23 protein-coding genes are annotated in these 25,537 nt (G+C 65.8%); 10 read left to right on the top strand and 13 right to left on the bottom strand.

What is annotated here, in order from left to right; translation table 11 throughout:
- Positions 1–46: 46 nt before the first annotated feature.
- Positions 47–976, top strand: coding sequence for a LysR substrate-binding domain-containing protein (locus DOM45_RS17675; RefSeq protein WP_162302638.1), 930 nt, complete (start codon positions 47–49; stop codon positions 974–976).
- Positions 977–1,077: 101 nt separating this feature from the next.
- A complete protein-coding gene (locus tag DOM45_RS17670; RefSeq protein WP_110602655.1) occupies positions 1,078–1,944 on the top strand; it encodes an NAD(P)-dependent oxidoreductase in 867 nt (288 codons plus the stop codon).
- Positions 1,945–2,226: 282 nt separating this feature from the next.
- Here DOM45_RS17670 and DOM45_RS17665 read toward each other — a convergent pair whose 3' ends face one another.
- A complete protein-coding gene (locus DOM45_RS17665) occupies positions 2,227–2,946 on the bottom strand; it encodes a DUF4396 domain-containing protein (RefSeq protein WP_110602653.1) in 720 nt (239 codons plus the stop codon).
- 470 nt (positions 2,947–3,416) lie between these two features.
- Between DOM45_RS17665 and fucP the strand changes: the two genes are divergently transcribed.
- From fucP to DOM45_RS17645, 4 genes are all read left to right on the top strand, one after another.
- A complete protein-coding gene (fucP, locus tag DOM45_RS17660) occupies positions 3,417–4,715 on the top strand; it encodes an L-fucose:H+ symporter permease (protein ID WP_205909496.1) in 1,299 nt (432 codons plus the stop codon).
- A 426-nt stretch (positions 4,716–5,141) separates the two neighbouring features.
- On the top strand, positions 5,142–6,695 hold the full coding sequence (locus DOM45_RS17655; RefSeq protein WP_110602652.1) for a DHA2 family efflux MFS transporter permease subunit: 1,554 nt from the start codon (positions 5,142–5,144) through the stop codon (positions 6,693–6,695).
- Positions 6,696–6,732: 37 nt separating this feature from the next.
- A complete protein-coding gene (locus DOM45_RS17650) occupies positions 6,733–7,878 on the top strand; it encodes an HlyD family secretion protein (protein ID WP_167404630.1) in 1,146 nt (381 codons plus the stop codon).
- Positions 7,879–7,950: 72 nt separating this feature from the next.
- The gene (locus DOM45_RS17645; RefSeq protein ID WP_110602649.1) at positions 7,951–8,571 is read left to right on the top strand and encodes a LysE family translocator; all 621 of its coding nucleotides are present in this window, start codon (positions 7,951–7,953) and stop codon (positions 8,569–8,571) included.
- On the opposite strand, the gene DOM45_RS17640 is transcribed toward DOM45_RS17645, so the two are convergent.
- The 3 genes from DOM45_RS17640 to DOM45_RS17630 form a co-directional block, all read right to left on the bottom strand.
- The gene (locus DOM45_RS17640) at positions 8,510–9,376 is read right to left on the bottom strand and encodes a helix-turn-helix domain-containing protein (RefSeq protein WP_167404629.1); all 867 of its coding nucleotides are present in this window, start codon (positions 9,374–9,376) and stop codon (positions 8,510–8,512) included. The two genes, DOM45_RS17645 and DOM45_RS17640, sit on opposite strands and share 62 nt — an antisense overlap.
- 74 nt (positions 9,377–9,450) lie before the next feature.
- Positions 9,451–10,284: an MBL fold metallo-hydrolase gene (locus DOM45_RS17635; RefSeq protein WP_110602645.1), complete on the bottom strand. Its 834-nt coding sequence runs from the start codon at positions 10,282–10,284 to the stop codon at positions 9,451–9,453.
- Positions 10,285–10,341: 57 nt separating this feature from the next.
- On the bottom strand, positions 10,342–11,277 hold the full coding sequence (locus tag DOM45_RS17630; protein WP_110602644.1) for a DMT family transporter: 936 nt from the start codon (positions 11,275–11,277) through the stop codon (positions 10,342–10,344).
- Positions 11,278–11,371: 94 nt separating this feature from the next.
- Between DOM45_RS17630 and DOM45_RS17625 the strand changes: the two genes are divergently transcribed.
- Complete coding sequence (locus DOM45_RS17625) at positions 11,372–12,286, top strand: LysR substrate-binding domain-containing protein (RefSeq protein ID WP_110602642.1); 915 nt, start codon at positions 11,372–11,374, stop codon at positions 12,284–12,286.
- Positions 12,287–12,361: 75 nt separating this feature from the next.
- Here DOM45_RS17625 and DOM45_RS17620 read toward each other — a convergent pair whose 3' ends face one another.
- The 4 genes from DOM45_RS17620 to DOM45_RS17605 form a co-directional block, all read right to left on the bottom strand.
- A complete protein-coding gene (locus tag DOM45_RS17620) occupies positions 12,362–13,615 on the bottom strand; it encodes a PIG-L family deacetylase (RefSeq protein ID WP_110602641.1) in 1,254 nt (417 codons plus the stop codon).
- Positions 13,612–14,814 carry a glycosyltransferase family 4 protein gene (locus DOM45_RS17615; RefSeq protein ID WP_162302637.1) on the bottom strand — a complete coding sequence of 401 codons (1,203 nt, stop codon included), beginning with the start codon at positions 14,812–14,814 and terminating at the stop codon, positions 13,612–13,614. Before DOM45_RS17615 ends, DOM45_RS17620 begins: the two co-directional genes overlap by 4 nt.
- Before the next feature lie 98 nt (positions 14,815–14,912).
- The gene (locus DOM45_RS17610; protein ID WP_110602638.1) at positions 14,913–15,842 is read right to left on the bottom strand and encodes a DNA/RNA non-specific endonuclease; all 930 of its coding nucleotides are present in this window, start codon (positions 15,840–15,842) and stop codon (positions 14,913–14,915) included.
- Positions 15,843–15,929: 87 nt separating this feature from the next.
- Positions 15,930–17,639: a thiamine pyrophosphate-dependent enzyme gene (locus tag DOM45_RS17605; protein ID WP_110602637.1), complete on the bottom strand. Its 1,710-nt coding sequence runs from the start codon at positions 17,637–17,639 to the stop codon at positions 15,930–15,932.
- 277 nt (positions 17,640–17,916) lie between these two features.
- Here DOM45_RS17605 and DOM45_RS17600 point away from each other — a divergent pair, with 277 nt between their 5' ends.
- Both DOM45_RS17600 and DOM45_RS17595 read left to right on the top strand, forming a co-directional pair.
- The gene (locus DOM45_RS17600) at positions 17,917–18,582 is read left to right on the top strand and encodes a glutathione S-transferase family protein (protein ID WP_110602635.1); all 666 of its coding nucleotides are present in this window, start codon (positions 17,917–17,919) and stop codon (positions 18,580–18,582) included.
- Positions 18,583–18,694: 112 nt separating this feature from the next.
- Positions 18,695–19,066, top strand: coding sequence for a DUF1428 domain-containing protein (locus DOM45_RS17595; protein WP_110602634.1), 372 nt, complete (start codon positions 18,695–18,697; stop codon positions 19,064–19,066).
- Here DOM45_RS17595 and DOM45_RS17590 read toward each other — a convergent pair.
- Both DOM45_RS17590 and DOM45_RS17585 read right to left on the bottom strand, forming a co-directional pair.
- Positions 19,063–20,490: an amidase gene (locus DOM45_RS17590; RefSeq protein WP_280951705.1), complete on the bottom strand. Its 1,428-nt coding sequence runs from the start codon at positions 20,488–20,490 to the stop codon at positions 19,063–19,065. The genes DOM45_RS17595 and DOM45_RS17590 overlap by 4 nt on opposite strands.
- Before the next feature lie 113 nt (positions 20,491–20,603).
- On the bottom strand, positions 20,604–20,963 hold the full coding sequence (locus tag DOM45_RS17585; protein ID WP_110602630.1) for a YrhK family protein: 360 nt from the start codon (positions 20,961–20,963) through the stop codon (positions 20,604–20,606).
- 187 nt (positions 20,964–21,150) lie between these two features.
- On the opposite strand from DOM45_RS17585, the gene zwf reads away from it, so the two are divergent.
- The gene (gene zwf, locus DOM45_RS17580; RefSeq protein WP_240612450.1) at positions 21,151–22,743 is read left to right on the top strand and encodes a glucose-6-phosphate dehydrogenase; all 1,593 of its coding nucleotides are present in this window, start codon (positions 21,151–21,153) and stop codon (positions 22,741–22,743) included.
- 15 nt (positions 22,744–22,758) lie between these two features.
- On the opposite strand, the gene DOM45_RS17575 is transcribed toward zwf, so the two are convergent.
- From DOM45_RS17575 to eutB, 3 genes are all read right to left on the bottom strand, one after another.
- On the bottom strand, positions 22,759–23,409 hold the full coding sequence (locus tag DOM45_RS17575; protein ID WP_157958463.1) for a GNAT family N-acetyltransferase: 651 nt from the start codon (positions 23,407–23,409) through the stop codon (positions 22,759–22,761).
- On the bottom strand, positions 23,406–24,353 hold the full coding sequence (locus DOM45_RS17570) for a cyclodeaminase (RefSeq protein ID WP_110602627.1): 948 nt from the start codon (positions 24,351–24,353) through the stop codon (positions 23,406–23,408). Before DOM45_RS17570 ends, DOM45_RS17575 begins: the two co-directional genes overlap by 4 nt.
- 134 nt (positions 24,354–24,487) lie before the next feature.
- On the bottom strand, positions 24,488–25,474 hold the full coding sequence (gene eutB, locus DOM45_RS17565) for a hydroxyectoine utilization dehydratase EutB (RefSeq protein WP_110602626.1): 987 nt from the start codon (positions 25,472–25,474) through the stop codon (positions 24,488–24,490).
- Positions 25,475–25,537 lie beyond the last annotated feature (63 nt).

Raw genomic sequence — 25,537 nt, 5'->3', positions numbered from 1 at the left:
ACGACAAAAGAGACTTGTTGCCATAATGGATGAGTTATTTTCATCCATGGGGTCACGCCCGATGCGCTACCTGCCGTCACTCAACGCCCTGCGCGCCTTCGAGGCCGCGGCCAGACACGAGAGCTTCCATCACGCCGCCGAAGAGCTCCACGTCACGGCATCGGCGATCAGTCATCAGGTGCGCGGCTTGGAGAGCGTGCTGCAGACCACGCTGTTCCTGCGCCGCACCCGCCAGGTCGTGCTGACCGACTCGGGGCGCCGTCTGCTCGAAGGCGTTCGCGACGGGCTGGATCGCATCGGCGAAGCCGTCGCCGCGGTCACCCCCAGGCCGGAGGACCCCGTGCTGACAGTCTCGACGGTGCCGTTCTTCGCCAGCGGGTGGCTGATTCCGCGACTGGCCGATTTCCAGTCCCGCTACCCGGCCTACCAGGTAAGGCTGGAGACTTCCGTCGATCTCGTCGATGTCGAGCTGGCGGACGTCGACATGGCGATCCGCTACCTCTCCAGGCCGCCGGCCGCCAACCTCGAGACGCGGTTCCTGTTCCACGAGCGGCTGACCGTGGTCTGCTCGCCCGCCCTGGCGGAGAGGCTGAAGACGCCCGAGGATCTCACCGGCGTGACCCATATCCAGACCCGGCTGCGCCCGGAGGGTTGGCGGGCATGGCTCACTCCCCGAGGCCTAGCCCACCTGGACGATGGCAGCGGCCCGACCTTCGACAACGATACGCTGGCGCTGGAGGCGGTGATGACCGGGCTCGGTGTCGCCATCACGCATCAGGAGATCGCCCACCCGCTGATCGCCAGCGGCCGCCTGATCGAACCTTTCGGTGCCGGTCACGTGATCGGCCTGAGCTGCTACTGGGTCAGCACCCACCGGCGCAGCCGGCTGCCCAAGGTAGTCGCCTTTCGCGACTGGCTGCTCGAGCGCCTGGCCGACGAGGGCCTGCTCGATGCCGACCGCCCGACCCACCGGTGAGGAGCCCGACCGGGAGACGCACTAGACGGAAGGCGTATGGCCCGGGCACCTGACTTGACCGACAGTGGTTGTCATACAAACTCTGGATAAGGCGACAACCGATGACGATGAGCCTGGCATTGATCGCTCCCGGCGCCATGGGCGCTGCCATCGCCCGGCGCCTGACCGACCATGGCGCCGACGTCATGACCACCCTGGCGGGACGCAGCGCCGGCAGCATCGAGCGGGCGCGGCGCGCGGGGATGCGCGACGTCGAACTCGCCCAGCTGATGCACGCCGACCTGCTGCTCTCGGTGGTTCCTCCCGCCGAGGCGGAGTCGCTGGCCCGGCAACTGGCGCCCCTGATGGCCGCCAGCGAGGCGCCACCGATCTACTGCGACTTGAATGCCGTCAGCCCCGCCACGCTCGCTCGCGTCGAACGCATCGTCCACGCCAGCGGTGCGGCGTTCGTGGATGGCGGCATCATCGGCCCGCCGCCGTCGGACAGGGCCATGCCCCGGATCTACATGGCCGGTGAACGGGCCTCGTCGCTGGCCAGGCTCAACGATCTCGGTCTCGACGTCCGTGTTCTCGAAGGCGGGATCGGCAGCGCCTCGGCGTTGAAGATGTGTTTCGCCGGCATCAACAAGGGCATGACGGCGCTGACCACGCTGATGCTGATCGCGGCCGGCCGCAGTGGCGCCGGCGGCGCCCTTCGCGCGGAACTCGAACACAGTCTGCCGGAGGTCGTCGCCCGCATCGACAATGGCATTCCGGACATGCTGCCCAAGGCATGGCGCTGGCACCCGGAAATGCGCGAGATCGCCGACTTCCTGGATACCACCGCCCCGGACGGCGAGAACATGGCCGGCCGTCACGCTTTCGAAGGGTTCGCGGCCCTCTACGAACAGCTGGGAGACAGTGCTCGCAACCAGGAGATGAAGCGCCTCCTCGACAGCCTGATCGAGCCGTCCCCTGCCAAGGCGTGAACTCTCCCCAAAAGATCGACGCTCGGTGGCCGGGCAAGGCAGAGGTCAGCGACAGACCGTCAGGGTTAGCGATCGGGACAGCGCCGCCGCGGGAAGCGCGAGCGACAAGGATGTGGCGGGTCAAAAAGGAGATCGCGAGTCAAGAGCGCACCGGACTGACGCTCCCGATGCCCCGAGGCGATGCGCCTTTTTACATGGGCTGGCGCGCCAGTCGATGATCGATGCCGTTAAGGTGAGCGCAGACATGTTTCAGGCAACGCATGGCGCGCTCACCCGGCGCGGCTACATGCCGTGCTTGATGCCCCGTTCGATCAGTAGCCAGTTGGCCGGGTAGGAGGTCATGAAGCCGACCAGCATCGCGATCTGCATCATGAACCAGAACGGCGCGGTGAACGCATCCATCTCCCCCAGCCAGGCGTGTAGCGCGATCAGCATCCACAGGTACATCCCGATCTGGAACGCGATCAGCGACAGGGTATCGGCCTTGATCGCGTCCTTCAGCGCCTGTGCCGGGCCGGCATCGCTCATCGCCCGGATCGGCAGATACTGGAACAGCACCCCAAACAGATAGGCGCCGACGAACGCCAGCGCAAAGTGCCCCAGCACCGTCGAACCCAGCAGGGCGAAGCCGGTGGCCGTGGCGATGGGCGCGGTGACCACGTCGCCCAGCGTGCAGCCGCCGCCGCAGTGGGTGGCGGAGACGAAGACGCTCTGCCACTTCGGCTTGTCGCCGCCGTGATGATGCCGATGATCGTGGCCGTGATCGGCGTGGGCGTGATGGTCGTGGCCCGCGTGACCCTGCTGGCCCGCCGCAACCCTCGGCGCCGCACGCCCCATCTTGCAGTAGGCCCACCAGCCGACAAGCGGCATGTAGAGCCCCGTGATCGGCCAGGTCACGTTCATAATCGACATCGATTGGGGGCGCCTCGAGACGTCGACGGCAATCGCCACCGCGGTGGCGACCCCCAGCAGCAGAAAACCCCAGGACCAGGCAGTCAACATGGCATCGTCCTCCTTTACGATTCACTGGCGCCGGATATCCGGATCCGGTTGATGACTTGGCGTGTCCTAGGTATAGAAACGCCTGGCGCCGACCACAAGCGACGTGCTGGACACAGGTTGCAAGGTGCCACGCGCCATGGCTTCACGACTTTCCCACGAAACGTTCAACGTCTCGTCCGGCAGAACGGCGTTAAATTACCTAAGTAGATCGGAGCCCCGCCCGTATCGACGTGAAAAACGTCGGCATTGAATGAATATTACGAAAATATGGAGCACATGCCCCGAAAGGCGTCAATACCACCATGGTCCGGCGCGTGGGTGGCAACAATTCCCTTACCGTTCTAATGATGAACGGCTACTTTATAAGCCACCTCGCTTAATGCATCATCTCGCGCCAGCAACCGCGCTGACACGACGGGGTCGGGTCGGTAACGCTCATTTCAGGACTTGTCATCACGAGGATTTCGCTCATGCCCGACATGCAACGATCGAACTATCGCAGCGCGCTGATCGTCGTCACGACGATCTTCTTCATGTGGGGATTCATCACCTGTCTCAACGACATCCTGATCCCCCACCTGAAGGCGGTCTTCTCGCTCAACTACACCCAGACCATGCTGATCCAGTTCACCTTCTTCGGCGCCTATTTCATCATGTCGTTGCCAATGGGCAAGGTGCTGGCGAAGATCGGCTACAAGAACGCCATCAGCCTGGGCCTGCTGATCGCGGCCGTGGGCGCGGTGATGTTCTACCCCGCCGCCCGGGCACCCTCCTATCCGCTGTTTCTGACTGCCCTGTTCGTGCTCGCCAGCGGAGTGACGATGCTGCAGGTGGCGGCCAATCCCTATGTCAGCCTTTTAGGCCCGGAAGGCTCCGCGTCCAGCCGGCTCAATCTTGCCCAGGCGTTCAACTCACTCGGCACCACGCTGGCGCCCTATTTCGGCGGGATGCTGATTCTGGGTGCGGCGGTGCTGGGCGCCAGCGAGCTGGCCGACATGTCCAGCGCCGACCGGATGGCCTACAAGGTCCAGCAGGCCCAGAGCGTGCAGCTCCCCTACCTGCTGCTGGCGGCGGTGCTCGCTATCCTCGCGGTCGTGATCTACCTCTGGAAGCTGCCCAACTTCAAGGACCAGGCCCGCGACGACAGCCCCACCGAGAAAGTCACCGCCGCCCAGGCGCTGCGCCATCCCCACGTGCTGTTCGGCGTGATCGGTATCTTCGCCTACGTCGGCGCCGAGGTCTCCATCGGCAGCTTTCTGATCAACTACATTTCGCTGCCGGAGATCGGCAACATGAGCGAGAGCGATGCCGCCAGCTATGTCGCCTACTACTGGGGCGGCGCGATGATAGGCCGCTTCATCGGGTCGGCGTTGATGCAGAAGATCCGCCCCAGCCTGCTGCTGGGCCTGTTCGCCATCGTGGCGGCACTGCTCACGATGACCACCATGCTGGCCTCCGGTCATACCGCCATGTGGAGCATCGTCGCCATCGGCCTGTTCAACTCGATCATGTTCCCGACCATCTTCACGCTGGGCATCGCCAAGCTCGGCCCGTTGACCAGCAAGGCGTCGAGCCTGCTGATCATGGCCATCGTCGGCGGTGCCATTCTGCCGGTCGCCCAGGGCGCCATCGCCGACACCGTGGGCATTCACCACGCCTTCGTGCTGCCGCTGATCTGCTACCTGTTCATCGCCTTCTACGGTTTCCGCGGCTCGCGCGTCATCGACCCGCATCCGTCGGTCCGGGACGCGCACCCCGCCTCGTCCTGAGCGCCCCGGCGGCCACCTGAAACGCCCCTCCCGCGAGGGGCGTTTTCGACAGGGCCGTTGGCCCGGTGTGATCAGGTATGGGCCCTGGATCCGTGGCCCGACGGGTCGATGACTTCGCCGATCGCGCGCCACCTACCCAGCGCCCGAGGCGCGCGACCTTAGTCGCAATCCCCTTGAAAGTCATACAACCAAGTCGGGATAATCGCTTAGCGAGCAAAACATAGACGCGTTATCGATTCGCCTGCTTCCTTCATCGACGCCCTCTTTTGCCCCAGCCACGAAAGTCCTGGCGCCGCCTCTTTCCAGAGCGAGCAGCCGAGCGCCCCCTCGCGACGGCTGGGGCTGGCTCCATGGCGTGCCCATGAACCGACAAGGAGTGCCATTGCCTCTCATGACCCGGACGATCGCCAGCCAGGGCAACGACGCATGACCCAGGTCGAGCAGCTGTTCGCGCGCTACGGTCCCCGCTATAAGCTCTGGGTCACGCTGACGGTGATGCTGGGGCTGGTCGCGCTGGGCATGTCGATCACCATCGTCAACGTGGCCATCCCCTATATCAAGGGCGCTTTCGGCATGAGCGACTCCCAGGTTCAGTGGCTCTCCACCGGATTCCTCGCCTCGACCACGGTATCGCTGCTGATCGCTCCCTGGCTGGTGGCGGCGGTCGGCCAGCGTGCCACCTTCGTGGGACTGCTGCTGGCCTTCATCGCAGCCTCGATCCTGGGTGGCCTGGGCCAGGGCATGGCGGCGCTGGTGGCGGCCAGGATCGTCCAGGGCGGCATGACCGGCTTGATCCGCCCGGTGGCCATGCAGGCGCTGTTTGCCGCCTATCCGCCGGAAGGTCGCGGCATGGCGACCGCGATGTACGGCATGTGCCTGGGGCTGCCGTTGACGCTGGCGACCGTGGTCGGCGGCTGGCTGGTGGAGCACTTCACCTGGCGCTACGTCTTCTTCGTGACCCTGCCGATCTGCTTCGCGGCCATCGTCATGGGGCTGTTCTTTCTGCCGACCCGGGAGCAAAAGGGCCCTCGTCCACCGTTCGACTGGGCCGGTGTCGTGCTGCTGTTCATCGGCGTCTTCTCGCTGCTGGCGGCGCTCTCCAACGGCCAGCGCTGGGGCTGGTACGATCCCAGAGTGCCCGAGCTGATCCTGACCTCGGTGCTCTGCGGTGCCGCCTTCATCGCCTGGCAGAGACGTATCGCCCACCCGCTGCTCGACCTGGCGATCTTCCGCAACCGGCTGTTCGTGGTCGGCACGCTGGCGATGTGCCTGTTCGGTGGCACCTTCTACGGCATCATGTACCTGCTGCCGCAATTCGTGCAGGCGGTGCTGCACTACAGTCCGATCACCGCCGGCCAGATATTCCTGCCCTCCACTGCGGTACTCGGCATCCTGGTGCCGCTGGTGGGCTGGCTCAGCGACCGTTATCCGCCCCACTGGATCACCCTGCCGGGGCTGGCCTGTACCCTGTTCTCGGTATGGCTGATGGCGCAGATGGACTGGAACACCTCGTTTTTCTACCTCGCCGTGGCGATGGGCATTCTCTCCATCGGCATGGCCGCGTTCCCGCCTCCGACGCTCTCCAACGCCATCGCCGGCTTGCCCGGCCATCTCACCGGCCACGGCTCCGGCGCGATCAACTTCGCCCTGCAACTGGGCGGCGCACTGGGCACGGCCGGACTGGTCATCCTGCTGGATCGCCAGACCGCCTATCACGGCCAGATCCTGAATGCCGGCGTCAACGCCGGCAACACCACCGCCCGCCAGGCCCTGGGGCAACTGACCGACCTGGTGGGCCGCCTCGGCGTGCCGGAAATTCACCAGCCGGCCATGGCCGGCTATCTGCTGGGCCGCATCGAGGCGATCTGGGCGTCGATTCTCGCCTATCAGGATGGCTTCTGGATCCTGATCGGCAGCCTGCTGCTGGTGGTGATCCCCTCGCTGCTGCTCAGCCGCTGGCGCCGTTCGCCCCATGTCTGACTCCGCCCACCCGATCGACGAAGGATGCACTCGCAACATGACCGCCGACGCTTCCCAGCCCCGCAAACGCCGCCTGCCACGCAGCGCCAAGCTGCTGATACTCGCCATCGTCGTGGTGCTGTGTCTGATCTGGATCGGCCTCGCCGTCGCCCATCGCCTGACCCATGTCAGCGCCCAGGACGCTCGCGTCATGACCGACGAGGTGACCGTCAGCAGTCGTCTCGAGGGTTGGGTGACGACGTTCGACCTGATCGAGGGCGACACCCTGAAACGCGGCGATGCCGTCGCCGCGCTCTACAGCAAGCCGGACCAGCGCCAGCGCGAAGCGCTGACGGCCAAGGTCGCGACCCAGCAGGCACGCCTGGCGTACGAGCAGGCACGACTGGCGACGGCCCAGAAGCAGTTGAAAGGCGGCATCAGCCTGATGCGGCGTCAACTGGAGGCGAGCAAGGCGGCCGAGAAGGCCGCCCAGGCCCGGCTGACCGAAGCCGAGCGCGATTTCCAGCGCTCCGACACGCTCTACCAGAAACGCTCGGTCTCGGAGCAGCGCCGCGATCAGGACTACTACGCCTATCAGGCCGCACTCGCGGAACACGCCCAGGCGCAGCAGGAGGTGCGAGTCAGCCAGGCCCTGGCCGACAACGCCGAGGTCGGCTTCATCAACGGCTCGCAGATGCCGCTTCCCAATCCCGAAGTGCTGAGACAGCAGGTACGCATCGCCCGCCAGCAACTGGCCGAAACCCGAGCGACGCTGGAGGAACAGCAACTGCGCATCACCGACCTCACGATCGACAGCCCCATCGACGGCGTAGTCGACAAGACGCTCATCGATCAGGGCGAATACGTCAGCGCCGGCCAGCCCATCGTGATGATGCACGACCCCTCGAAGCTGTGGGTGGAAGCCAACATCAAGGAGACCGATGTCGGCGCCCTGCGTACCGGCCAGCCCGTCGCCATTACCGTCGATGCCTTCCCCGACCGGACCTTCAGCGGCCATGTCGCCGTCATCGGGCGCGCCGCGACCAGCCAGTTCGCGCTGCTGCCGGATCCCAACCCCTCGGGCAACTTCACCAAGATCACCCAGCGAATCCCCGTGCGCATCCGCTTCGACGACGGCCCCACCGAACGGATCGGGCCCGGCATGATGGTGGAAGTGGATATCGATGTCGGCGGCACCGGCTGAGGGCAATATTCTTCAATATTCTCCGCCCCCCACCCCCTACGCTCCTCTTCTTCCAGCCGAGAGGAGCTCTCCATGTCATCCGCCGTCGTCCTCCCCATGGCCGCCTTCGCCCTGGCAGCCTCGCTGTCTCCCGGCCCGGTCAACCTGGTCGCGTTGAGCACCGGGCTGAGCTACGGCTTTCGCCACAGCCTTCGTCACGTAAGCGGTGCCACCTGCGGCTTTACCTTGCTGCTGCTGGCGATCGGCGGAGCGCTGCAGCCGGTTCTGAATTGGCCGCCCGCCATGATTGCGATTCGCTGGGCCGGTGTGCTTTTCCTGTTCTACATGAGTGTCGGCCTGGCGCTCGACGACGGCCATCTCCGCGCCCGCGACCCGCGTCGCGCGTCGTTTCGCCGGGGGGCACTCATGCAGTGGTTGAACCCCAAGGCCTGGATGGCCTCGGCAGCGGGCACCGGCGCCTATACTTCCGCCGGCAGTGCCGGTTCCGTCGCCCTGTTCGCGCTGATCTTCTTCGTCATCTGCTATCTCAGCCTGGCGAGCTGGGCCGCGCTGGGCGCCTGGCTGGGAAGGCGCCTGCCGACGCCACGGCAGGTGCGCTGGATCAATCGTGGCCTGGCACTGATGCTGCTGCTCAGCGCCTCGAGTCTTGCGGTCGTCCCGCTCGGCGATACTGGTCAGGCGTCGCTGCGGTGAAGCGCTTGAAGGTCCGCTGAAAGTGGGACTGGTCGGCGAATCGGCACTCGAGCGCCACATCGGCGATGGCACTTCCCGCTTTCAGGGCGGCCTGGCCATGGCGAACGCGACAATCGGTCAAGAAGGCATGCGGGGTGATGCCATACTGGCGCTTGAAGCTTCGTACCAGATGCGTCGGCGACAACCCCGCTTCGGCGGCCATGCGCTCGAGCGGCAAGTGCTCGGTGCAGTGGGCGCGAATGAAGTCGACCACCGGCTGCAGCACCGAGCCGTCGCGCCGTGGCTCGGCCCGGTAGGCACCTGGCTGCGCCAACAACCGCCGGAAGAATGACTCGCTTGCCGCGGCCTTGGCGGCCGGCGGGCCATCGGCGTCGAACAGCTTGTCGCACAGCCCCAAGAGATCGCGGTAGAGCGCTGGCGCGCGTGTCATGTGCAGCGCCAATGGCCGGAAGCGACCTTCGCCGATGCCGGCCTCTCGCTGCAGCGTCGCCAGCCAGCGGGCGTCGGCATAGAGCATGACGTAGGACCAGGGCGTGTCGTCGAGCGGATTGCAGGCGTGGATCTCGAACGGATTCATGACCACGACGGCCCCTTCGGACACCGGTATCGTCCGTAACGACTCGCCGGGCACCTGGTACTCGTAGAGACTGCGTCCCGCCAGCACCGCGCCGATCGAGAACGCCTCGTGGCTGTGCCGCGCATAGCCCACGCCCCGACCCTCCCGGGTCAGTCTCGCTTCCACGAATGGCAGTTCGCCGCTGCGCCAGAAGCGCATCTCGCCACCTTGGCGTAGGTATTCCTTCATGAGCTGATCGCCGATGCCTCGATGGGGACAGGTTGCGGGCCGCGATGCGGCCCGGTCTCCCTAGTATGCCAGGCCTAATGCCCGAACTCGGCGGCATCCGGAGCCGCCATTTCGCCTCCCAGCGCCCGGCAGTGACGCTGTGCCGACTCCTCGATGACGCGCTTGGCGTCGACCAGTATCTCGCGCCCCCAGAAGGCGGAGTAGGCGCTATCGAACGCGAGCGGTTCCAGGCGTCGGGCGATGCCCGCCACCGTCCCCGCATCCAGCGGCACGTTGTTGGGATAGGACCACATGAACGACGCCATCCGATCCGGCGTCACCATCAGCGTGTCGCCCGTCAGCAGGACCCCGTGTTCCGCCCAGTGCAGCACGCTGGCGCCGGGGAAATGACCGCCCAGGGAATGTACGGTGACGCCGGGCAGTATCTCGCGCGAGGCGCCTTCCCAGAACTCGATTCGCGCGTCCGGCACGCTGACCCATTCGCGATCCGCGGCGTGAACGTGGACAGGACAGTCGAACGCCCGCGCCCACTCGGCCATGGTGGTGAAAAAATGCGGGTGAGACAGCACGATGGCGTCGAGCCCGCCGAGTCCTTCGATGATCTCGATGGTCGCCTCGTCGAGCAGCGTCAGGCAGTCCCACAGCACGTTGCCGGCCGGCGTCCGCAACAGGAAGGCGCGCTGGCCGATGGCGAAGCTGGGCGTGGTGCCGATGGCCATCAGTCCCGGCGCCATATGACGAAAGGTGTTGGCGTGACTGGCCGTCAACTGGGTTGGCGTTGTCCAGCGCTGCCCTTCGACCGGGACGAACTGGCGCTCGTCCTCACAGATATCGCAGTGCTCCGGTGGCGTATCGCTCCTTGGATACTGCAGGCCACACGTGGCACAGATGAAACCGGTGTTATGCATGTCTACCTCCCCGATCCAGAACGAGACATCATCCTCCCTCCTCAAGTTAGCTTGAGGTCAAGGCTTTGCCAGGCGTGATCGAGCGCCGGAACGTCGCAGGACCAGCCAGCCCGAGATCAGGATCACCGTCATGCCGAGCCAGGTCGTCGCATCGGGAACCTCGTCGAACCACAGGGCGCCCCAGACGGCGGCAAAGGGGAGGTAGGCGTAATCGAACGTTCCCACCAGCGAGGAGGGGGCGATCTGATAGGCTCGCGCCACGCCCGTGTTGACGCTCACCATCAGTAGCGCATAGAGCAGGATCAGGGCGGCCTCGGCAAGGTCGAGCGGTTGCCACGAACGGCTCAGGAAACCCCGCGGCAGTGCCTGATCGTCGACCCACATCGCCACCAGGCCACTCCCCGCCACACCGGCCAGCGCGAAGCCCAGATTCAGCCCCAGGGCCAGCACCAGCGGGCGCTCGCTCGCGCAGTGGCGACGCGTCAGCACCATGGCTCCGGCGTAGCAGCACGCCGCCGCCACCGGCAATGTCATGGCGAGGGAGAACACCCCCAGGCCCGGTCGCAGCACCAGCAGCACGCCGCCGAAGCCAAGCCCGATCGCCGCCCAGTTCCCGCGCGTGAGCCGTTCTTCGCCGATGGCCGACGCGAGAATCGCGATGAACAGCGGCGTGGTGTAGATGCCCACGGCCGCGGTGGCGAGCGGGATCAGGGGCAGCGACGCATAGAACAGCAGCCACATCGCCAGTAGCAGCAGACTGCGCAACATCACCCACCCCGGTCGCTCGGGGAGCAGCGCCCTCCAGCCCCCGCGCAGCAGCAGGCATCCCGCGAGAAGCGGAATCGATATCGACGATGCCAATGTCAGCAACTGCCAGAGCGATGGCCCGGCGCCGAGAGACTTGACCAGCGCATCGGACAACGCCAGCAGGCAGACCGACCCGACGATCAGCGCCACGCCCTGGCGACGGTTGTCATGGCGTTCGGGGTGCATGATGATCTCCAAGGGTTCGCAATGGGTCTCACCATGCCCGTGGAGCCCGTCATCCGACCAACGACTTCTGCGTCGTCATCCATGAGCTCAGGTTATGAATTGGCTAGGTAAATCGTTGCCGCCCCTGTCGACGCTGCTGCCCTTCGAGGCGGCGGCACGGCTCGAGAGCATCTCGCGCGCGGCAGACGAGTTGCACCTCACCCAGGCCGCCGTCAGCCGTCAGGTTCGCGCGCTGGAGGAGAATCTCGGGCTGGAGCTGTTCGAGCGTCGCAATCGCGGGGTCTGCCTCACCCCGGCAGGACGCGAGCTGGCGGCGACCGTCTCTCGCTCCCTGGGCGCCATGGCCGATCAAGCCAACGACATGCGCGGCCCCGCTCGCGGCGCCCAGGTCACCCTGTTCTGCCAACTCTGCGAGGCGTTCTACTGGCTGATGCCGCGCCTGGCCGCCTTCAATCGTCGCCATCCCGATGTCGATCTGAAACTGGTCACCTCGACACGCCCCATCGCGGAACATCGCGAACCGTTCGATATCGCCCTGCAGACGAGCGGCAGGCCCAGCGGTCATCATCCGCTGGCACTCACGGCCGGCGACGAGATCTATCCCGTCTGCAGTCCGGCGCACCCCGCGGCACACGGTGCCCCCCGCTCGCTGGCGTCGTTGACGGCGTTCGCCCTGCTTCATCACCACGCCACGCCGCCGGACTGGGTGGAGTGGTCCGACTGGCTCCAGGCGATGGGACATTCGCAGGCTCCCCCGCTCCCGGGAAAGACCTTCGACAGCTATCCGCTGATGCTTCAGGCAACCCTGGAGGGCCACGGCGTGGCGCTGGGCTGGCGGCGCACCACCGAACGGCTGATCGCCTCGGGCGAACTGGTTCGTCCCGTGCGCGAAAGCCTGCAGCAACCGCAGGCGATCGCCATCTACACGAGACGGGGCTCGCCGGAACGCCCCGCCACCCGGGCCCTGCTCGATTGGTTGCAGGAAGCGCTGGAGGGTACGCCGCCTTAGCAAAGGTCACTGCCGTCGCGATTCTCGGCTTCCGCCTGGACCTGCCCCCGCCCCGGTCGGAGGCGATCGCGGCCCTCAGTCCGCAGTGTCGAGTCGTCGAAACCAACCCGCCACGAACGCGTCGGCCGGCAGTACCCGGAAGAGTTCGGTCGAACGGACCGCCGCTTGAAAATAGGGATCCCTGTCCGCGGCGAACGTCGGCACGAACCCCGCCCGCCTCGCCCGGCGCCGCTGCTGGCGGCGATTGGCGCGCGGCGAGAGGTCGCTCATGCTGTCCAGCAGCAGCGCCTTGTGTTTCTGTCGCTCCGCGTCGAGCGGCCAGAGCATCGGTATCGGCGTGTCGTCGAACAAGTCATCGATGGCGATGGATCGCGGCGGCATCCAGGCGGGCTGGAAAGCCGGGCCGGGTGGGTAGGCGCGGCGGTAGTGGTTGGCATAGAGCATGACTTGGGTCGGCCGGTGCGCGCTTTTCGCCAGCGCCATGGCCAGCGCCAGTGAGGTCGCGCGATGGTCGGCGTGCGGATCGAACTCCGGGTCGGTCACCAGTATCGTGTCCGGGCGGATGGTGTCGATCATCTGGCGCAGGGCCGCCAGCACATGCTCGCGCTCGAGCACGTCGGCCTCCGAAAACGGCAGCTCGGCACGATTGAATGCCCGCGCCTCGCGTAGCGGCCAGACGGGCCTCTGGGGAGTGCCGTCGTGGATCAACGGCCACCCTTGGCCATCCGGCACCCCGATCAGGGTCGACCGCTCCGCCGGCAGACCGGCCAGCATCGGCGAGGCGTAGACGTTCCAGCGCCGCCACTCCGCCTTGCGTCGGGTGGCATCCGCCAGTGTCCGGTCCAGTCCATCGAGGTACTGACGATCCACTCCCTTGAGCTTCTCGCCGCAGGAGAGAGTGACGATGTGCAGGGAGTCGGCGTGGTCGCTGTAGAAGCCGCCGGCGGCCAGCTCCGCATCGTCGGGATGCGGCGCCAGAATCAGAAACGGGCCGTTCAGACGGGGGCGCGGATGCCAATGGAGACGCGGCGCCCCGACGAGCCGGACACCGTCGATGGCGAGACGCAGCTCGCTCTGTGCGGGCAGGTCGGGCGTCAGCGGATAGGCGATCCTCTGGCTGTCGCGCGACGCTTCCAGGGTGAAGGAGACCACCTCGCCACCGTCGCGACCGACCGTGACGGTGGGCAGGCCGCGACGCCACAAGCGCCAGCCGCCGGTCTCCAGCGCCAGTTCGATCTCCACCATGCCGGCCACCCCGACCATCTCGTCCGGCAGGCGAAAGCGGTAGCCACCGCCGGCCACGGGCTCTGCGTCGTGCCGTCCGTTCATGCCGCTCCCATCGATTGCAGATGTCGGGTCATGCTGTCGACGTATCGCTCCAGCGTAAAGCGCTCGCTGACGAATTGGCGACCCGCCACGCGCATGCGGTGATGGCGCTCCGGGTCGCCCAGTACCGCGGCAACGCTCTCGGCCAGCCGCACCGGCGAAACGCCGAGCGGCACCCGCAGTTGGTCGGTATCGGGATCGTAGACCTGGGCCGAGATGCTGCTGTGACCGGGATGCGTCGTGAGCGATTCGACCGCTTCCGTGCATGGCAGGGTGAGCCCAGTGACTCCTTCGTCCAGGGTCTCCGGTAGCCCGTCGACCCGACTGCCGATGACCGGGCAGCCAACGGCGGCGGCCTCGATGCTGACCATCCCGAAGGTCTCGCGAAACGAAGGACAGAGCAGCAGGTCGAGTCGCGCCAGCGCGGCGGGCATGTCGTCGACGAAACCGTGAAAGACGACCCGATCCTTCAATTGCAGCGCTTCGACCAGTGTCTCCAGATCCTGCTGCATCATGCCGCTGCCGAGTACGTGCAACTCGGCGTCGAGGCCGCCGTCCACCAGCCGGCGAAGCGCGCGGATGGCGATGGGGAACCCCTTGACCGGCACCAGCCGTCCGGCGACGCCCAGCCGCCAACGCCGCTTCACGGCCGGCTCGGGCGCCTCGATGACGACGCGGTCCCGCAAGGGGTGAATCAGGGGGTTGTGCTGCACCACCATGGAGATATCGGCGACGCCCCAGCGCAGCTGCAACATGCGGCGGGTGGCGTGGGAGACACAGATCACGCCGTCGCAGGCGGCAAGGTGCGCCAGTCTCGAGCGGCTCGGCATGGCGCGCCAGGCGGAGCCGTGATCGTAGTGGATCGCTCGCGCGCCGAGTTTGCGATGGGCCGCGATCAGGGGCCCGGCGTTGAGCTGGGACCAGCTCAGCAGCACGTCGGGACGCGGCAAACCGGTCAGCGACCGCGACACGCCCCACTTCCGCAGCCCCGGCACCCAGGCCGGCAGCTTGACGCCCTGCGGCGCCTTGTAGCGAATCACCGGCGTGTCCGGCGGTAGCCGCGCGGCCATCGCCTTGGCGACTCGGTCGCCCTTGTTGAATACCAGATTGACGTGGCGTCGGGACAGCTCCTGGATCAGCGTGGCACAGAGCAGGCCGATGCCCCCGGCCACGTTGAAGCTTGCGAAGTGCGATACATTCATAGAACGCCATACCCATCGAGTCAGTGGCATCCAGCGCCAAGATAATGAGCATGGTAAGGGATGCGCCGGCAAGCGCAAGCGGCGGCTAGCCGCAGCCTCTAGACGAGAATATCCGACGGCCCGCGAATCTCCGTCTCGATCCGTGTGCCTGTCTCGCGCTCCTCGTTGGAGAACCCGTCGTATTCGGCCAGGTCGGCGAAGTCGAGCCCGGCCAGCTCGCCGATCCGGGCCACGCTGCGCTGGTAGGTCTTGTACTGCCCGAACATGAAGCCGAGCCCTTCGAGCTCCTCGGCCTGCTCGATCATGTAGGCCGTGGCCGAGGGCTGACCATCCGCCATGAACGCCACCACCTTCCAGTACGCCTCGGGGATTTTCACGCCTCGGTAGCGGCGGTCCCCATCTCGGAACACGGGCCCGGTGAAGACCGTGATTCGCTGCCCGTCGGCGCGGGCGTTCTCCAGCAGGTAATCTTCCAGCCCCAGCCAGGTCTGCTGGTTGAACCCCGCCATCTGTGGCGTGCAGTTGGTGAAGTGGAAGGTATCGGCATTGGCCTGCTCGGCCTCTGGGCCCCAGTTGGCCGAAGTGCGGCGAACCAGATGCCCACGGTCCAGCGGGTTGCGCGCGTAGAGCGATTCGCCGACCTGAAGCGATTCGTCGATCCGGGGATCGAAACGCCAGTTGTCGTTGCGTCTGGGCACGCTCTCCAGCCGGCTCCCATCGAGATTGAGGGCAGTGAAGATCGCCAGCCTGCGGGAGCGCGACATCACGACCGAGAAGTGCGTGTAGTCGAGCCGGCCGTCGTCACGGCCGGGCACCGGCGTCACGTCCTCCGCAAGCGCGCCGACGGGCACCGGCAGCGGTACGACGAGGTCGTCCAGAAACGCCGTGTCGTAGCCTTGGCGGTCGTTCAGCGACTCGCTATCGGTGACGCCCATCGACGACGCTGCCACCGTCGATCTTGCGGTGCCTGGCACGGCCAGGCGACGCAGGTCGCGCAGACCGGGGCGACGAAATTCCTTGTGGGACATGGGACTTCGCTCTCAAGGTCGGGTCGGGTCGGGGCAGCCATCAGCCTGCCACGGGCCGCGAGTGCCGCGTGACAGGCCGACGACGACTCACTTCCAGAAGTTGCTCTTCACCAGGTCGACGACATCGCTCATGCGGCCATCGAGCACCGCCTTGCCCGAGTAGAGCGCGGTGGAGGTGACCTGCCCCGGCTCGATCTTGGGCGGCATCACCAGCTCCATGCGATTGACCTTGACGTCGAGAAGCGCCGGCCCCGGCTGGGACAGCCATTCGGCAATGGCGTGCTTGAGCTCGTGCTCGCGTTCGACACGTCGCCCCCACAGGCCTATCGATTGCGCCAGCAGCCCGAAATCCGGGTTGTCGAGGTCGGTGTAGCTGTCCAGCAGACCATCGACCTTCTGCTCCAGTTCGACGAAGCCCAGCGAGCTGTTGTTGAAGACGACGATCTTGAGCGGGATCTGCTCCTGTTTCAGGGTCAGCAGATCGCCCATCAGCATGGTCATGCCGCCGTCGCCGCACATGGCGATGACCTGACGCTCCGGAAACGCCTTCTGGATGCCGATCGCCTGGGGATAGGCGTTGGCCATGGTGCCGTGGACCAGACTGGAGAGCGTGCGCCGTTTGCCGTTGGCGCGGATGTGACGCAGCATCCACACCATCGGGCTGCCGCCGTCGGCGGTAAAGAACGCATCGTCGTGGGCAGCGTCGTTCAGCGCCAGCGTCAGCTCCTGCGGGTGAATCAGCGCATCGTCCCCGGATTCGTGGGCGTCGTGTTCCAGCGCCTTGTGATAGCTCTTGCGGCACCGCTCCAGCCACGCCGTGTCAGGCTGCTCGTCGACGATCTGGGCCAGTGCGGCGCAAGTGTCGCGCACGCTGCCGAGCAGCCCGATGTCGACCGGATGACGCTTGCCGATCTGCTGCGGATCGATATCCACCTGGATGATCGTCGCCTTGTCGGGATAGAACTGCGTCCAGGCGAAGTTGCACCCCAGCAGCAGCAAGGTGTCGCAGTCGGCCACGGCATGGTAACCGCCGGCCAGGCCGAAAACCCCGGTCATGCCGACTTCGAAGGGATTGTCGGGTTCGATGAAATCCTTGGCGCGCGAGGTCCAGGCCACCGGCGCATTGAGCTTGGCCGCCAGCACCAGCACCTCGTTGCGCGCGTGCTCGCAGCCCGCTCCCGCGAAAATGGATATCTTGCCGCCGGCATTGAGCGCCTTGATCGCCGGCACCAGCTCCTCGGCGCTGGGCCGGGTGATCGGGTCGAAGCGGTGCGTCCGGTAAGGCAGGTCCTGGCTCGGCTTCTGGGTGAACAGGTCGCCGTGCACGATCAGCACCGCGACGCCGTTCTTCGCCAGCGCCGCCTGGGCCGCCAATGTGGTCAGCCGCCGCACCTGATCGGGGTTGATGATCGTCTCGCAGAAGACGCTGTACTGCTCGTAGATCGGCTTGGGGTCGACATCCTGCGGAAAACCGACGCCGGTATCGGCGGTGCCGACCTGGGAAGCGATCAGCACCACCGGCGAACCGCTGCGATGGGCTTCGAACAGACCGTTGACGAAGTGCAGCGTGCCCGGCCCGCAGGTGCCGGCGCACAGCGCCAGCTCCCGGGTCATGTAGGCTTCGCCGCCAGCGGCGAAACCGCCGACCTCCTCGTGGCGGACATGGACCCACTCGAGATCGCTGCGGCGGACGGCATCGGTGAAATGGTTGATGGTGTCCCCCACCACGCCGTAGCAACGCTTGGCGCCGGCACTGGAGAGGGTTTCGACGATGATTTCGGCGACGTTCTGACTCATGGAGCGACTCCTTTCGCAGGCGAGGATCGCCTCGAGGCCCGATGGAGCTCGGCGATTCCGCCATGACCAGGCCCGGTGAACTGGGCGGTGAAAAGACAAACGGATTGGTAGTGGCGCATCTTGCGCCCCCTGTTCAAGCGTAGTCGGCCATCGCCGATTCGTCCGAGGTATCTAACAGGCATCGTTCGAATGACCAAAGTCTTAGCAGTCCTCTTTTGGAACATGACCTATTACTGAACAACCGGACGGAGGACGGAATCCTCGGGGGGTGAAAGTCATGCTGGGGAGCCATATTCGAGTCAGCGCGTTTCGCTGGGTGCCCGATTTCGCCCGCGGCAAGGTTCGCGACCTGCGGGTCCGCTGGGCCCTGGAGGAGGCCGGCCTGCCCTACGAGACCGAGGCCATCGACTTCGTCGAGAAACGGAGCGCGACCTATCTGCGTCGGCAACCCTTCGGGCAGGTGCCTGTGATCGAAGTGGATGGTGAAGCCATGTTCGAGTCCGGCGCCATCGTGCTCAAGATCGCGGAACAGTACGAACCGTTGCTCTCTCGAGTTCCGCGCCGACGGGATCAGACCCTCAGCTGGTTGTTCGCCGGCCTGAACAGCGTCGAACCCCCGATCATGGCGCTGGCCGAACTGGATTTCTTTGTCGAGGACGAGACGGTCAGGGCACGTCATCGTGAGTTCGTGCTGGGCAATGTCGTCGATCGACTCGACGATCTGGCGCGCGTCCTGGGCGAACGTACCTATCTGGTCGACGAGTTCAGCGTCGCCGACCTGATGATGACCACGGTGCTGCGCATTCTCGATCACACCGAACTGCTCGTGGAGCGCCCTGCTCTCGACGCCTACGTGAGGCGATGCAGCGAACGACCGGCCTTCGATCGCGCCCTGCGGGCTCAACTGCGCGTATTCGACGAGAACGCGCCCGTTTCCGGCTGAATGTGACATCAGGACATCGAGAGTTCGGGCGCTACGGCCGAGCGGTCAAGACAGGGCGGGCCAGGCGGCGAGTCGAGCGATGATCGGCTAAAGGAGACGTGGAGGGAAAGACATGCACTATGTACAGGGATTCGTGGTACCCGTGGACGGTGACAAGCGCGATGCGTATCACGCGCTGGCCGAGAAAGCCGCGACCTTCTTTCTCGAGCAGGGCGCCATACGCATCGTCGAGGCCTGGGGCGAGGACGTGCCGGACGGCAAGGTCACCGATTTCAAACGCTCCGTTGCCGCCCAGGCAGATGAGCAGATCGTCTTTTCATGGATCGAGTGGCCCGATAAGTCCACCTGCGAGACCGCCGCGCAACGCATGCAGAGCGACGAGCGTTTCAAGATGCCCGACGACTTGCCCTTCGACGGCAAACGCATGATCTGGGCCGGGTTCACGCCATTTCTCGATCGATATCGGGACGATAGCGCAACCTAAGCCATTTCCGCCGGATCGGGTACGCGGGGGAACCGCGGCGGATGCGCCTGCATGTAGGCGTGGCAGGCACGCAGCACACGTACGTCGTCATGCTTGCCACCGGCGAGTTGAAAACCGACCGGCAGACCGGACTCCGTGAACCCGCAGGGAACCGAGGCCGCCGGCTGCTGGCTCAGGTTGAACGGGTAGGAGAACGGGGCCCACTCCTCCCAGTCGCGCATGCCACTGCCCGGTGGTACCTCATGTCCCGTGGCGAACGGCTCGATGGGCACCGTCGGCGTCATCAGCAGATGGTACTTCTGGTTGAAGCGCTCCAGGCACTCGGTGAAGTTGGCCCGGCGCCCCAGCGTCTGGAACAGGTCGAGCGCGCTCCACTGCTGGGCAGTGCGGGCATTGTCGACCAGCCCGGGGTCGAGCTGTTCGCGCTCCCGATCGCTGCATTTCGACCAGAAGTCCAGCGAGGCGGTGAACCAGAGCTTCTGAAAGATATCGATAGGCGACTCGAAGCCGGGATGAACCTCCTCGACCTCCGCGCCCAACTGCTCCAGGTTGCGGGCCGCCTCGCGCACGCGTGCCGCGATCTGCTCATCGACCTCGGCGTAGCCCAGCGTCGGCGAGTAGGCGATTCGCAGTCCCCGCAGATCCTGGTCGATGTCCGCCCCCCAATCGTCCGGCTGGCCGCGGGTGGCGTAAGGGTCGCGATAGTCGTAGCGACCGATGACGTTGAGCATACGCACGGCGTCCTTGACACTTCGGGTCAGCGGACCGATATGGGACAACGACGGCTCCGTGGCCGGCGGCCACTGGGGCGTCCAGCCGTAGGTGGGCTTGAAGCCGAACACGCCGGTGAAGGCGGCGGGAATGCGTATCGAACCGCCGGAGTCGCCGCCCTGGTGCAGCACCCCCATGTTGAGCGCCGCCGCCGCTGCCGCCCCGCCCGAAGAACCGCCCGGGGTCAGGCGCGTGTCCCAGGGATTGCAGGTGGCGCCGAAGACCCGGTTGTCGGTCACTGCCTTCCAGCCGAATTCAGGCGTATTGGTCTTGCCGAGAATCACGGCGCCCGCTTCCCGAAGCATGCGCGCCGGCGGACAGTCCTCTTCGCACGCCGCCGTCGACGAGGTCAACGAACCGCCGCGAGCCGGCATGCCGGCCACTTCGGCCAGGTCCTTCATCGATACCGGGATACCGTCGATGGCGCTCAGCGGCTTGCCCTGACCCCATCGCCTGGCCGAGGCCTTGGCAGCCTTCTCGGCGCCCTCGCGATCGACATGGACATAGGCGTTCACCGCATCGTTGAACCGCTCGATACGCTCGAGCGCCGCCCGGGTCGCCTCCAGCGGAGAGGCCTCGCCGGACCGATACAGCCGCTCGAGCCGGGAGGCGTCCATGTTGCCAAGATCCGTTTCTGAGTCTGTCCCGTTCACAATCGGCTCCACGTCCTGTGGTGTATGGAAGATCCCTCTGTCCCAAGGCTAGTCGGCGATCGCGACGGGGCGCAATGTCGATGGGTGGCAAGTCGCAAAGACCCATCACGCGCTCAAAAATCGTGTTCCGCCTCGGCCGGAGACGTCGCATGGGCGTTCATGCGCTGGAGATGCAGGCTTCGAGTCAGGCGAATGATCGGTCGGATCAGCATCTCGATGCTGCCGATCAGGAACAGCCAGGTACCGTAGTAGGTCAATGATTCGTAAAAAAAGAAAAAGCTGCCGATGACGAACCAGATGCCGATGAGAATATCGTTGACGATGCTCAGGACCTCGTAACGCCGACGGATGATGAGTTCGTCACGGCCGAAATGCAGCGTCAGGCCCTGATTGACGTCGGCGGATCGACCGGACCGCCCCGGGTCGGGACCCTGCGTGCCGGCACTGCCTGCCTCCGAACGGTCACCACGCATGTGATACTCCCCCTGTCTTGGCTAGCATTTGGTTCGATTCAGTCTGGCTCAGCTCGCCAGGACGCGCAAAATCGGCGCGGGAGAATCGATGAACGCCGCATTCGCTGGCCCCCGGCCGGAATGTCTTCCATGATGAAGTCGCACCACGCGACCGACTCCCGGCAACCCACATGACGAGGTGAGAGCCGTGCCCCATTCGACGCGAGCGAAGTACGAACAGACGCCTGCCGCCGACGACACCACGATGTTCATCTTCGGCGCCGGTGGCGATCTGGTGAAGCGGCTGCTGATCCCTTCACTCTATAATCTGGATCGGGATCGCCTGATCTCTCCGAAAATGCGAATCGTCGGCATCGATCTCGCCGAGCACGACGACGAGAGCTTCCGTCGGCACCTCAAGGACTTCATCGCCGACAAGGCCGCCGACAACCACTCGGAGAGCCGTGAGGGCTCCCTGGACGAATCCCACTGGCGGGATTTCGAGAAGCGGCTGCACTATCGACAGGGCGATTTCACCGATGGCGCCATCTATCGCCAGATCGATGAGGTCATCGCCGCCTCGGAGAGCGACAACGCTCTCTTCTATTGCGCCACGTCATCGCGTTTCTTCAGCGATATCGCCAGACAACTCGGGAGCGCCGGACTGCTCGAGGAGCGCAACGGGCGATATCGCCGGCTCGTGGTCGAGAAGCCATTCGGTCACGACCTCGAGTCCGCCCGGGAATTGAATGCCGATCTGCTCGAGGTGATGCAGGAAGAGCAGATCTACCGAATCGATCATTTCCTCGGCAAGGAGACGGTCCAGAACATCCTCGTCGCCCGCTTCGCCAACGTGCTGTTCGAGCCATTCTGGAACAATCACTACATCGACCACATCCAGATCACCGCCGCGGAAACGGTCGGCGTCGAGGAGCGTGCCGCCTTCTACGACAAGGCCGGCGCGATGCGCGACATGGTTCCCAACCACCTGTTTCAGCTGCTGGCGATGGTCGCGATCGAACCGCCGGCGGCATTCGGCGCCGACTCCCTGCGCAGCGAGAAGTCGAAGGTACTGGGCGCCATCCGCCCCTGGATGACCGAAGAAGCCAAGCGCTACTCCGCCCGCGGCCGTTACGCGAAAGGCACCCTCGGCGACCGCCAGGTGCCCGGCTATCTGGACGAGCACGGCGTCGATGCAGAGAGCGAGACCGAAACCTTCGTCGCCATGAAGGTGATGGTCGACAACTGGCGCTGGGTCGACGTGCCCTTCTACCTGCGCACCGGCAAGCGCATGAGCGCGCGGGATACCGAAATCGCCATCTGCTTCAAGCCGGCGCCCTACGCCCAGTTTCGCAACACCGACGTGGAACGCATGGCCTCCAACTGGCTGATCATCCAGATCCAGCCCAACGAAGGCATGTGGTTCGACTTCCAGGCCAAGCGCCCCGGCCCCGAGTTGGAAATGGATACCGTCAAGATGGGGTTCGCCTACAAGGACTTCTTCGATCTGCCCGCAGTCACCGGCTACGAGACCCTGATCTACGACTGCCTGACCGGCGATCAGATGCTGTTCCAGCGCGCCGACACCATCGAGAACGGCTGGCGCGCGGTGCAGCCGTTCCTGGACGCCTGGTCCGAGCAGTCCGAAGCGGGCAAACCCGATATCGAAGCGTACGCTGCCGGCACCGATGGGCCGACTGGCGCCCATGACCTGATCCAGCGTGACGGCCGCGTATGGCACAAGGTAGGAGAAGCGACGGGACCCGGCGTGGCGCCCGTGCCAACCCAGAGCAAGCGCTGACGGAAACCATCAGGCTCAGGGTCGAGGGCCCAATGGCCGCGCCATCAGCTTCTCGACCAGCGGCTGCCCCGCGATCTCGAAGTTCTGGTCGAGTTCGAGATCGCGCAAGCCGCAGCGCTGGTAGAAGCGGATGGCCGGCGCATTGTCGGCGATGACCCACAACCCCACCTCGCGATAGCCCTGGGCGAGACACCACCTCAGGGCGGCCTGCCACAGGGCGTGGCCGACGCCCTGGCCCTGCGCCCGCGGGGCGACGTAGAAGCCGTAGAGTTCGACCCAGCCGGGGGTGAGCGTCCGGACCTCGGGCCGCGCGCTCTCGCTCTGGCGGAAAGGCCCGACACTCACCCAGCCGAGCAGCGCGTCGGCCCGGGGCCCAGCCTGGGCATCGAGGTGCATGTCGAGGTGGGTATCGGGGTCAGGGCCGAGGTCAATGCCTGCCTGGGTGTCTGCCTGGGTATTCGAACCCGTGCCGACATAGACCACCGCTCCCGCCTCGAGCTGCGAGCGCCAGGCCGCGGCACGCGCGGCGACATCCAGGCCCGCCAGCGTGGTCTCGGCGATCCAGCCGCGATAGTTGTGGCGCCAGGCGTCGACGTGGATGGTTGCGATCGCCTCGGCGTCGGCTGGGGTGGCACGGCGCACCACCACCGCACCCGCCCTGCTCACCCCGCCAGCCGGCCCAGCGCAAAGCCGGCGATGGCGGTGTCCTGCACCCCGGTGCCGGTGAGATCGCAGACGGTGATCTGGGAATCCGCGGTACGCAGACCGCTCCCGCTGGCAATCACTGCACCCAGCTCGTTGACGGTGAACGGCGGCTCGTGGCCGGCGTAGGCCTTGAGCTCGCCGTTGTGCTCGCTCTGGGCGCGGGTATCGGCCACGAAGTGATCGGCCCGCTCCATCACCGACGAATCGAGTTCGCGCTTGTCCGGACTGTCCGAGCCCATCGCAGTGACATGCACGCCCTCGCGCAGATGTTCTCCGGAGAGCAGTGGTGATCGCGACGGCGTGGTGGTGACGATGATGTCCGCCTCGCGGCAGGCCTCGCCGATATCGGTATGCACCGCCACGGTCAAGCCGTAGGCCTCCTGCATCCGCGCCGCGTAGGCCTCGGCCTTGGCGACGTCGCGGGCCCAGACGTCGAGCGTCTCGATGTCACGCACCAGCCTGAGCGCGGCGACCTGCAGCTCCGCCTGCAGCCCGGCACCGAGGACGGTGACGCGGCGGCTGTCGGTTCGCGAGAGATGCTTGGCGGCGATGGCGCCCGCCAGCGCAGTGCGAATATCGGTGAGATAGCCCTCGTCGAACAGCACCGCCTCGACCAGCCCGGTCTTGGCCGAGAATACGATCATCAACCCGTTGAGACTCGGCAGCCCGAGCTTGGGATTGTCGAAGAAGCCGGGACTGACCTTGATCGCGAAGCGCGAATTGCCCCGGATATGGGCGGTCTTGACGTCGACCTCGCCGTTGGACTCTTCGATCGCCATCGACAGGATCGGCGGCTGGACCACATTGCCCTCTCCCAGCGCGCGAAAACCGGCTTCAACGGCATCCAGCGCGGCATGGTCGAGCGTGACGACATCCTGAATCTGCTGTCGGTTATAGAGTTCCATCTGTAATCCTTCTAACCCGTTACGTAGCTATGGTTGAGATCGAGCGAGTCTGAAAAGTTGCCAAGCGACGGCCAGATCGCAGCGCATAGCCAATCGAGTGCGCCGCATGCCGAGCGCAGGCCGTTTTCACCCGCTCAGCGCGCCGGATAGTCGACCAGGGTTCTCGCCCGCATCAGCGTCCCGGCATCCACGCCGTTGCCCGAGACGATCAACACCACCTTCTGGCCGCGGATGTCGAGGGCGTGCTCCTCGATGGCGGCAAGCCCCACCACTGCGGCCCCCTCGACCAGCATCTTCTCCTGTTCGAAGAAGTGCAGCATGGCACGGGCAATCGCCGGCTCCGAGACCCGGTAGTGATCGTCCATCACCTCGCGCACCAGCGCGAAGGTGCAGTGGTTGTCGAGCCCGATCCCGCCACCCAACGAGTCGGCCAGCGAGGCTTCCTCCTCGACCTCGACCGGTTTGCCCGCGGCCAGGCTGTCGATCATCGCCGCGCCTTTTTCCATGCTCACGCCGGTCACATGAACCCTGGGGTTGATGCCTTTGACGGCGCGCCCGATGCCGCCGAGCAGCCCACCGCCGGAAAGCCCGATCAGCACGCGGTCGAGATCCGGCAGATCCTCCATCAGCTCGAGGCCGATGGTGCCCTGGCCGGCCGCGATCAGCGGGTCATCGAAGGGTTCGATCAGCGCCATGCCCTCCTCGGCGACCAGACGCCGCGCCTCGACGAAGGCGTCATCCTGGGAGCGGCCGATCACCCGTGCCTCCGCGCCCAACGCTTCGATGGCAGCGACCTTGTTGGCCGGCACCAGCTCGGAGAGACAGATCACCGCCCGCGCGCCGAGTCGCCTGGCCGCCCACGCCACCGCCCGACCGTGATTGCCGGTGGAGGCCGTGGTGACGCCGCGCTCGAGCTGCTCCGGCGATAGCGAGGCGATCTTGTTGAGCGCACCCCGCAGCTTGAACGCGCCGCTCGGCTGCAGCGTCTCGAGCTTGAGATAGATCTCGGCGTCGAAGCGCGCCGACAGGCTCTGGGAGAGAAGTAGCGGCGTGCGCGCGGCCTGCCCGGCGATGCGCTGGCGGGCCAGGTAGATGTCGTGCAGGGTGACGGGGTCGGACATGCGGGCTCCCGAAGCAATGATGAAAAGCGGCAGAGCTCTCACCCTGCCGCAGGGGCGCGATCG

Source organism: Salinicola lusitanus (assembly GCF_003206045.1).
In the GTDB taxonomy this organism is placed as follows: domain Bacteria; phylum Pseudomonadota; class Gammaproteobacteria; order Pseudomonadales; family Halomonadaceae; genus Salinicola; species Salinicola lusitanus.
The sequence above is the reverse complement of the archived record's forward strand: the minus strand, read 5'-3'. Positions and strand labels throughout refer to the sequence as shown.

Excerpts from the sequence above, each read along its gene's own strand:
- DOM45_RS17675 (WP_162302638.1), top strand. The coding sequence starts at position 47 with ATGGGGTCACGCCCGATGCGCTACCTGCCGTCACTCAACGCCCTGCGC.
- DOM45_RS17670 (WP_110602655.1), top strand. The coding sequence starts at position 1,078 with ATGACGATGAGCCTGGCATTGATCGCTCCCGGCGCCATGGGCGCTGCC.
- DOM45_RS17665 (WP_110602653.1), bottom strand. The coding sequence starts at position 2,946 with ATGTTGACTGCCTGGTCCTGGGGTTTTCTGCTGCTGGGGGTCGCCACC.
- fucP (WP_205909496.1), top strand. The coding sequence starts at position 3,417 with ATGCCCGACATGCAACGATCGAACTATCGCAGCGCGCTGATCGTCGTC.
- DOM45_RS17655 (WP_110602652.1), top strand. The coding sequence starts at position 5,142 with ATGACCCAGGTCGAGCAGCTGTTCGCGCGCTACGGTCCCCGCTATAAG.
- DOM45_RS17650 (WP_167404630.1), top strand. The coding sequence starts at position 6,733 with ATGACCGCCGACGCTTCCCAGCCCCGCAAACGCCGCCTGCCACGCAGC.
- DOM45_RS17645 (WP_110602649.1), top strand. The coding sequence starts at position 7,951 with ATGTCATCCGCCGTCGTCCTCCCCATGGCCGCCTTCGCCCTGGCAGCC.
- DOM45_RS17640 (WP_167404629.1), bottom strand. The coding sequence starts at position 9,376 with ATGAAGGAATACCTACGCCAAGGTGGCGAGATGCGCTTCTGGCGCAGC.
- DOM45_RS17635 (WP_110602645.1), bottom strand. The coding sequence starts at position 10,284 with ATGCATAACACCGGTTTCATCTGTGCCACGTGTGGCCTGCAGTATCCA.
- DOM45_RS17630 (WP_110602644.1), bottom strand. The coding sequence starts at position 11,277 with ATGCACCCCGAACGCCATGACAACCGTCGCCAGGGCGTGGCGCTGATC.
- DOM45_RS17625 (WP_110602642.1), top strand. The coding sequence starts at position 11,372 with ATGAATTGGCTAGGTAAATCGTTGCCGCCCCTGTCGACGCTGCTGCCC.
- DOM45_RS17620 (WP_110602641.1), bottom strand. The coding sequence starts at position 13,615 with ATGAACGGACGGCACGACGCAGAGCCCGTGGCCGGCGGTGGCTACCGC.
- DOM45_RS17615 (WP_162302637.1), bottom strand. The coding sequence starts at position 14,814 with ATGAATGTATCGCACTTCGCAAGCTTCAACGTGGCCGGGGGCATCGGC.
- DOM45_RS17610 (WP_110602638.1), bottom strand. The coding sequence starts at position 15,842 with ATGTCCCACAAGGAATTTCGTCGCCCCGGTCTGCGCGACCTGCGTCGC.
- DOM45_RS17605 (WP_110602637.1), bottom strand. The coding sequence starts at position 17,639 with ATGAGTCAGAACGTCGCCGAAATCATCGTCGAAACCCTCTCCAGTGCC.
- DOM45_RS17600 (WP_110602635.1), top strand. The coding sequence starts at position 17,917 with ATGCTGGGGAGCCATATTCGAGTCAGCGCGTTTCGCTGGGTGCCCGAT.
- DOM45_RS17595 (WP_110602634.1), top strand. The coding sequence starts at position 18,695 with ATGCACTATGTACAGGGATTCGTGGTACCCGTGGACGGTGACAAGCGC.
- DOM45_RS17585 (WP_110602630.1), bottom strand. The coding sequence starts at position 20,963 with ATGCGTGGTGACCGTTCGGAGGCAGGCAGTGCCGGCACGCAGGGTCCC.
- DOM45_RS17570 (WP_110602627.1), bottom strand. The coding sequence starts at position 24,353 with ATGGAACTCTATAACCGACAGCAGATTCAGGATGTCGTCACGCTCGAC.
- eutB (WP_110602626.1), bottom strand. The coding sequence starts at position 25,474 with ATGTCCGACCCCGTCACCCTGCACGACATCTACCTGGCCCGCCAGCGC.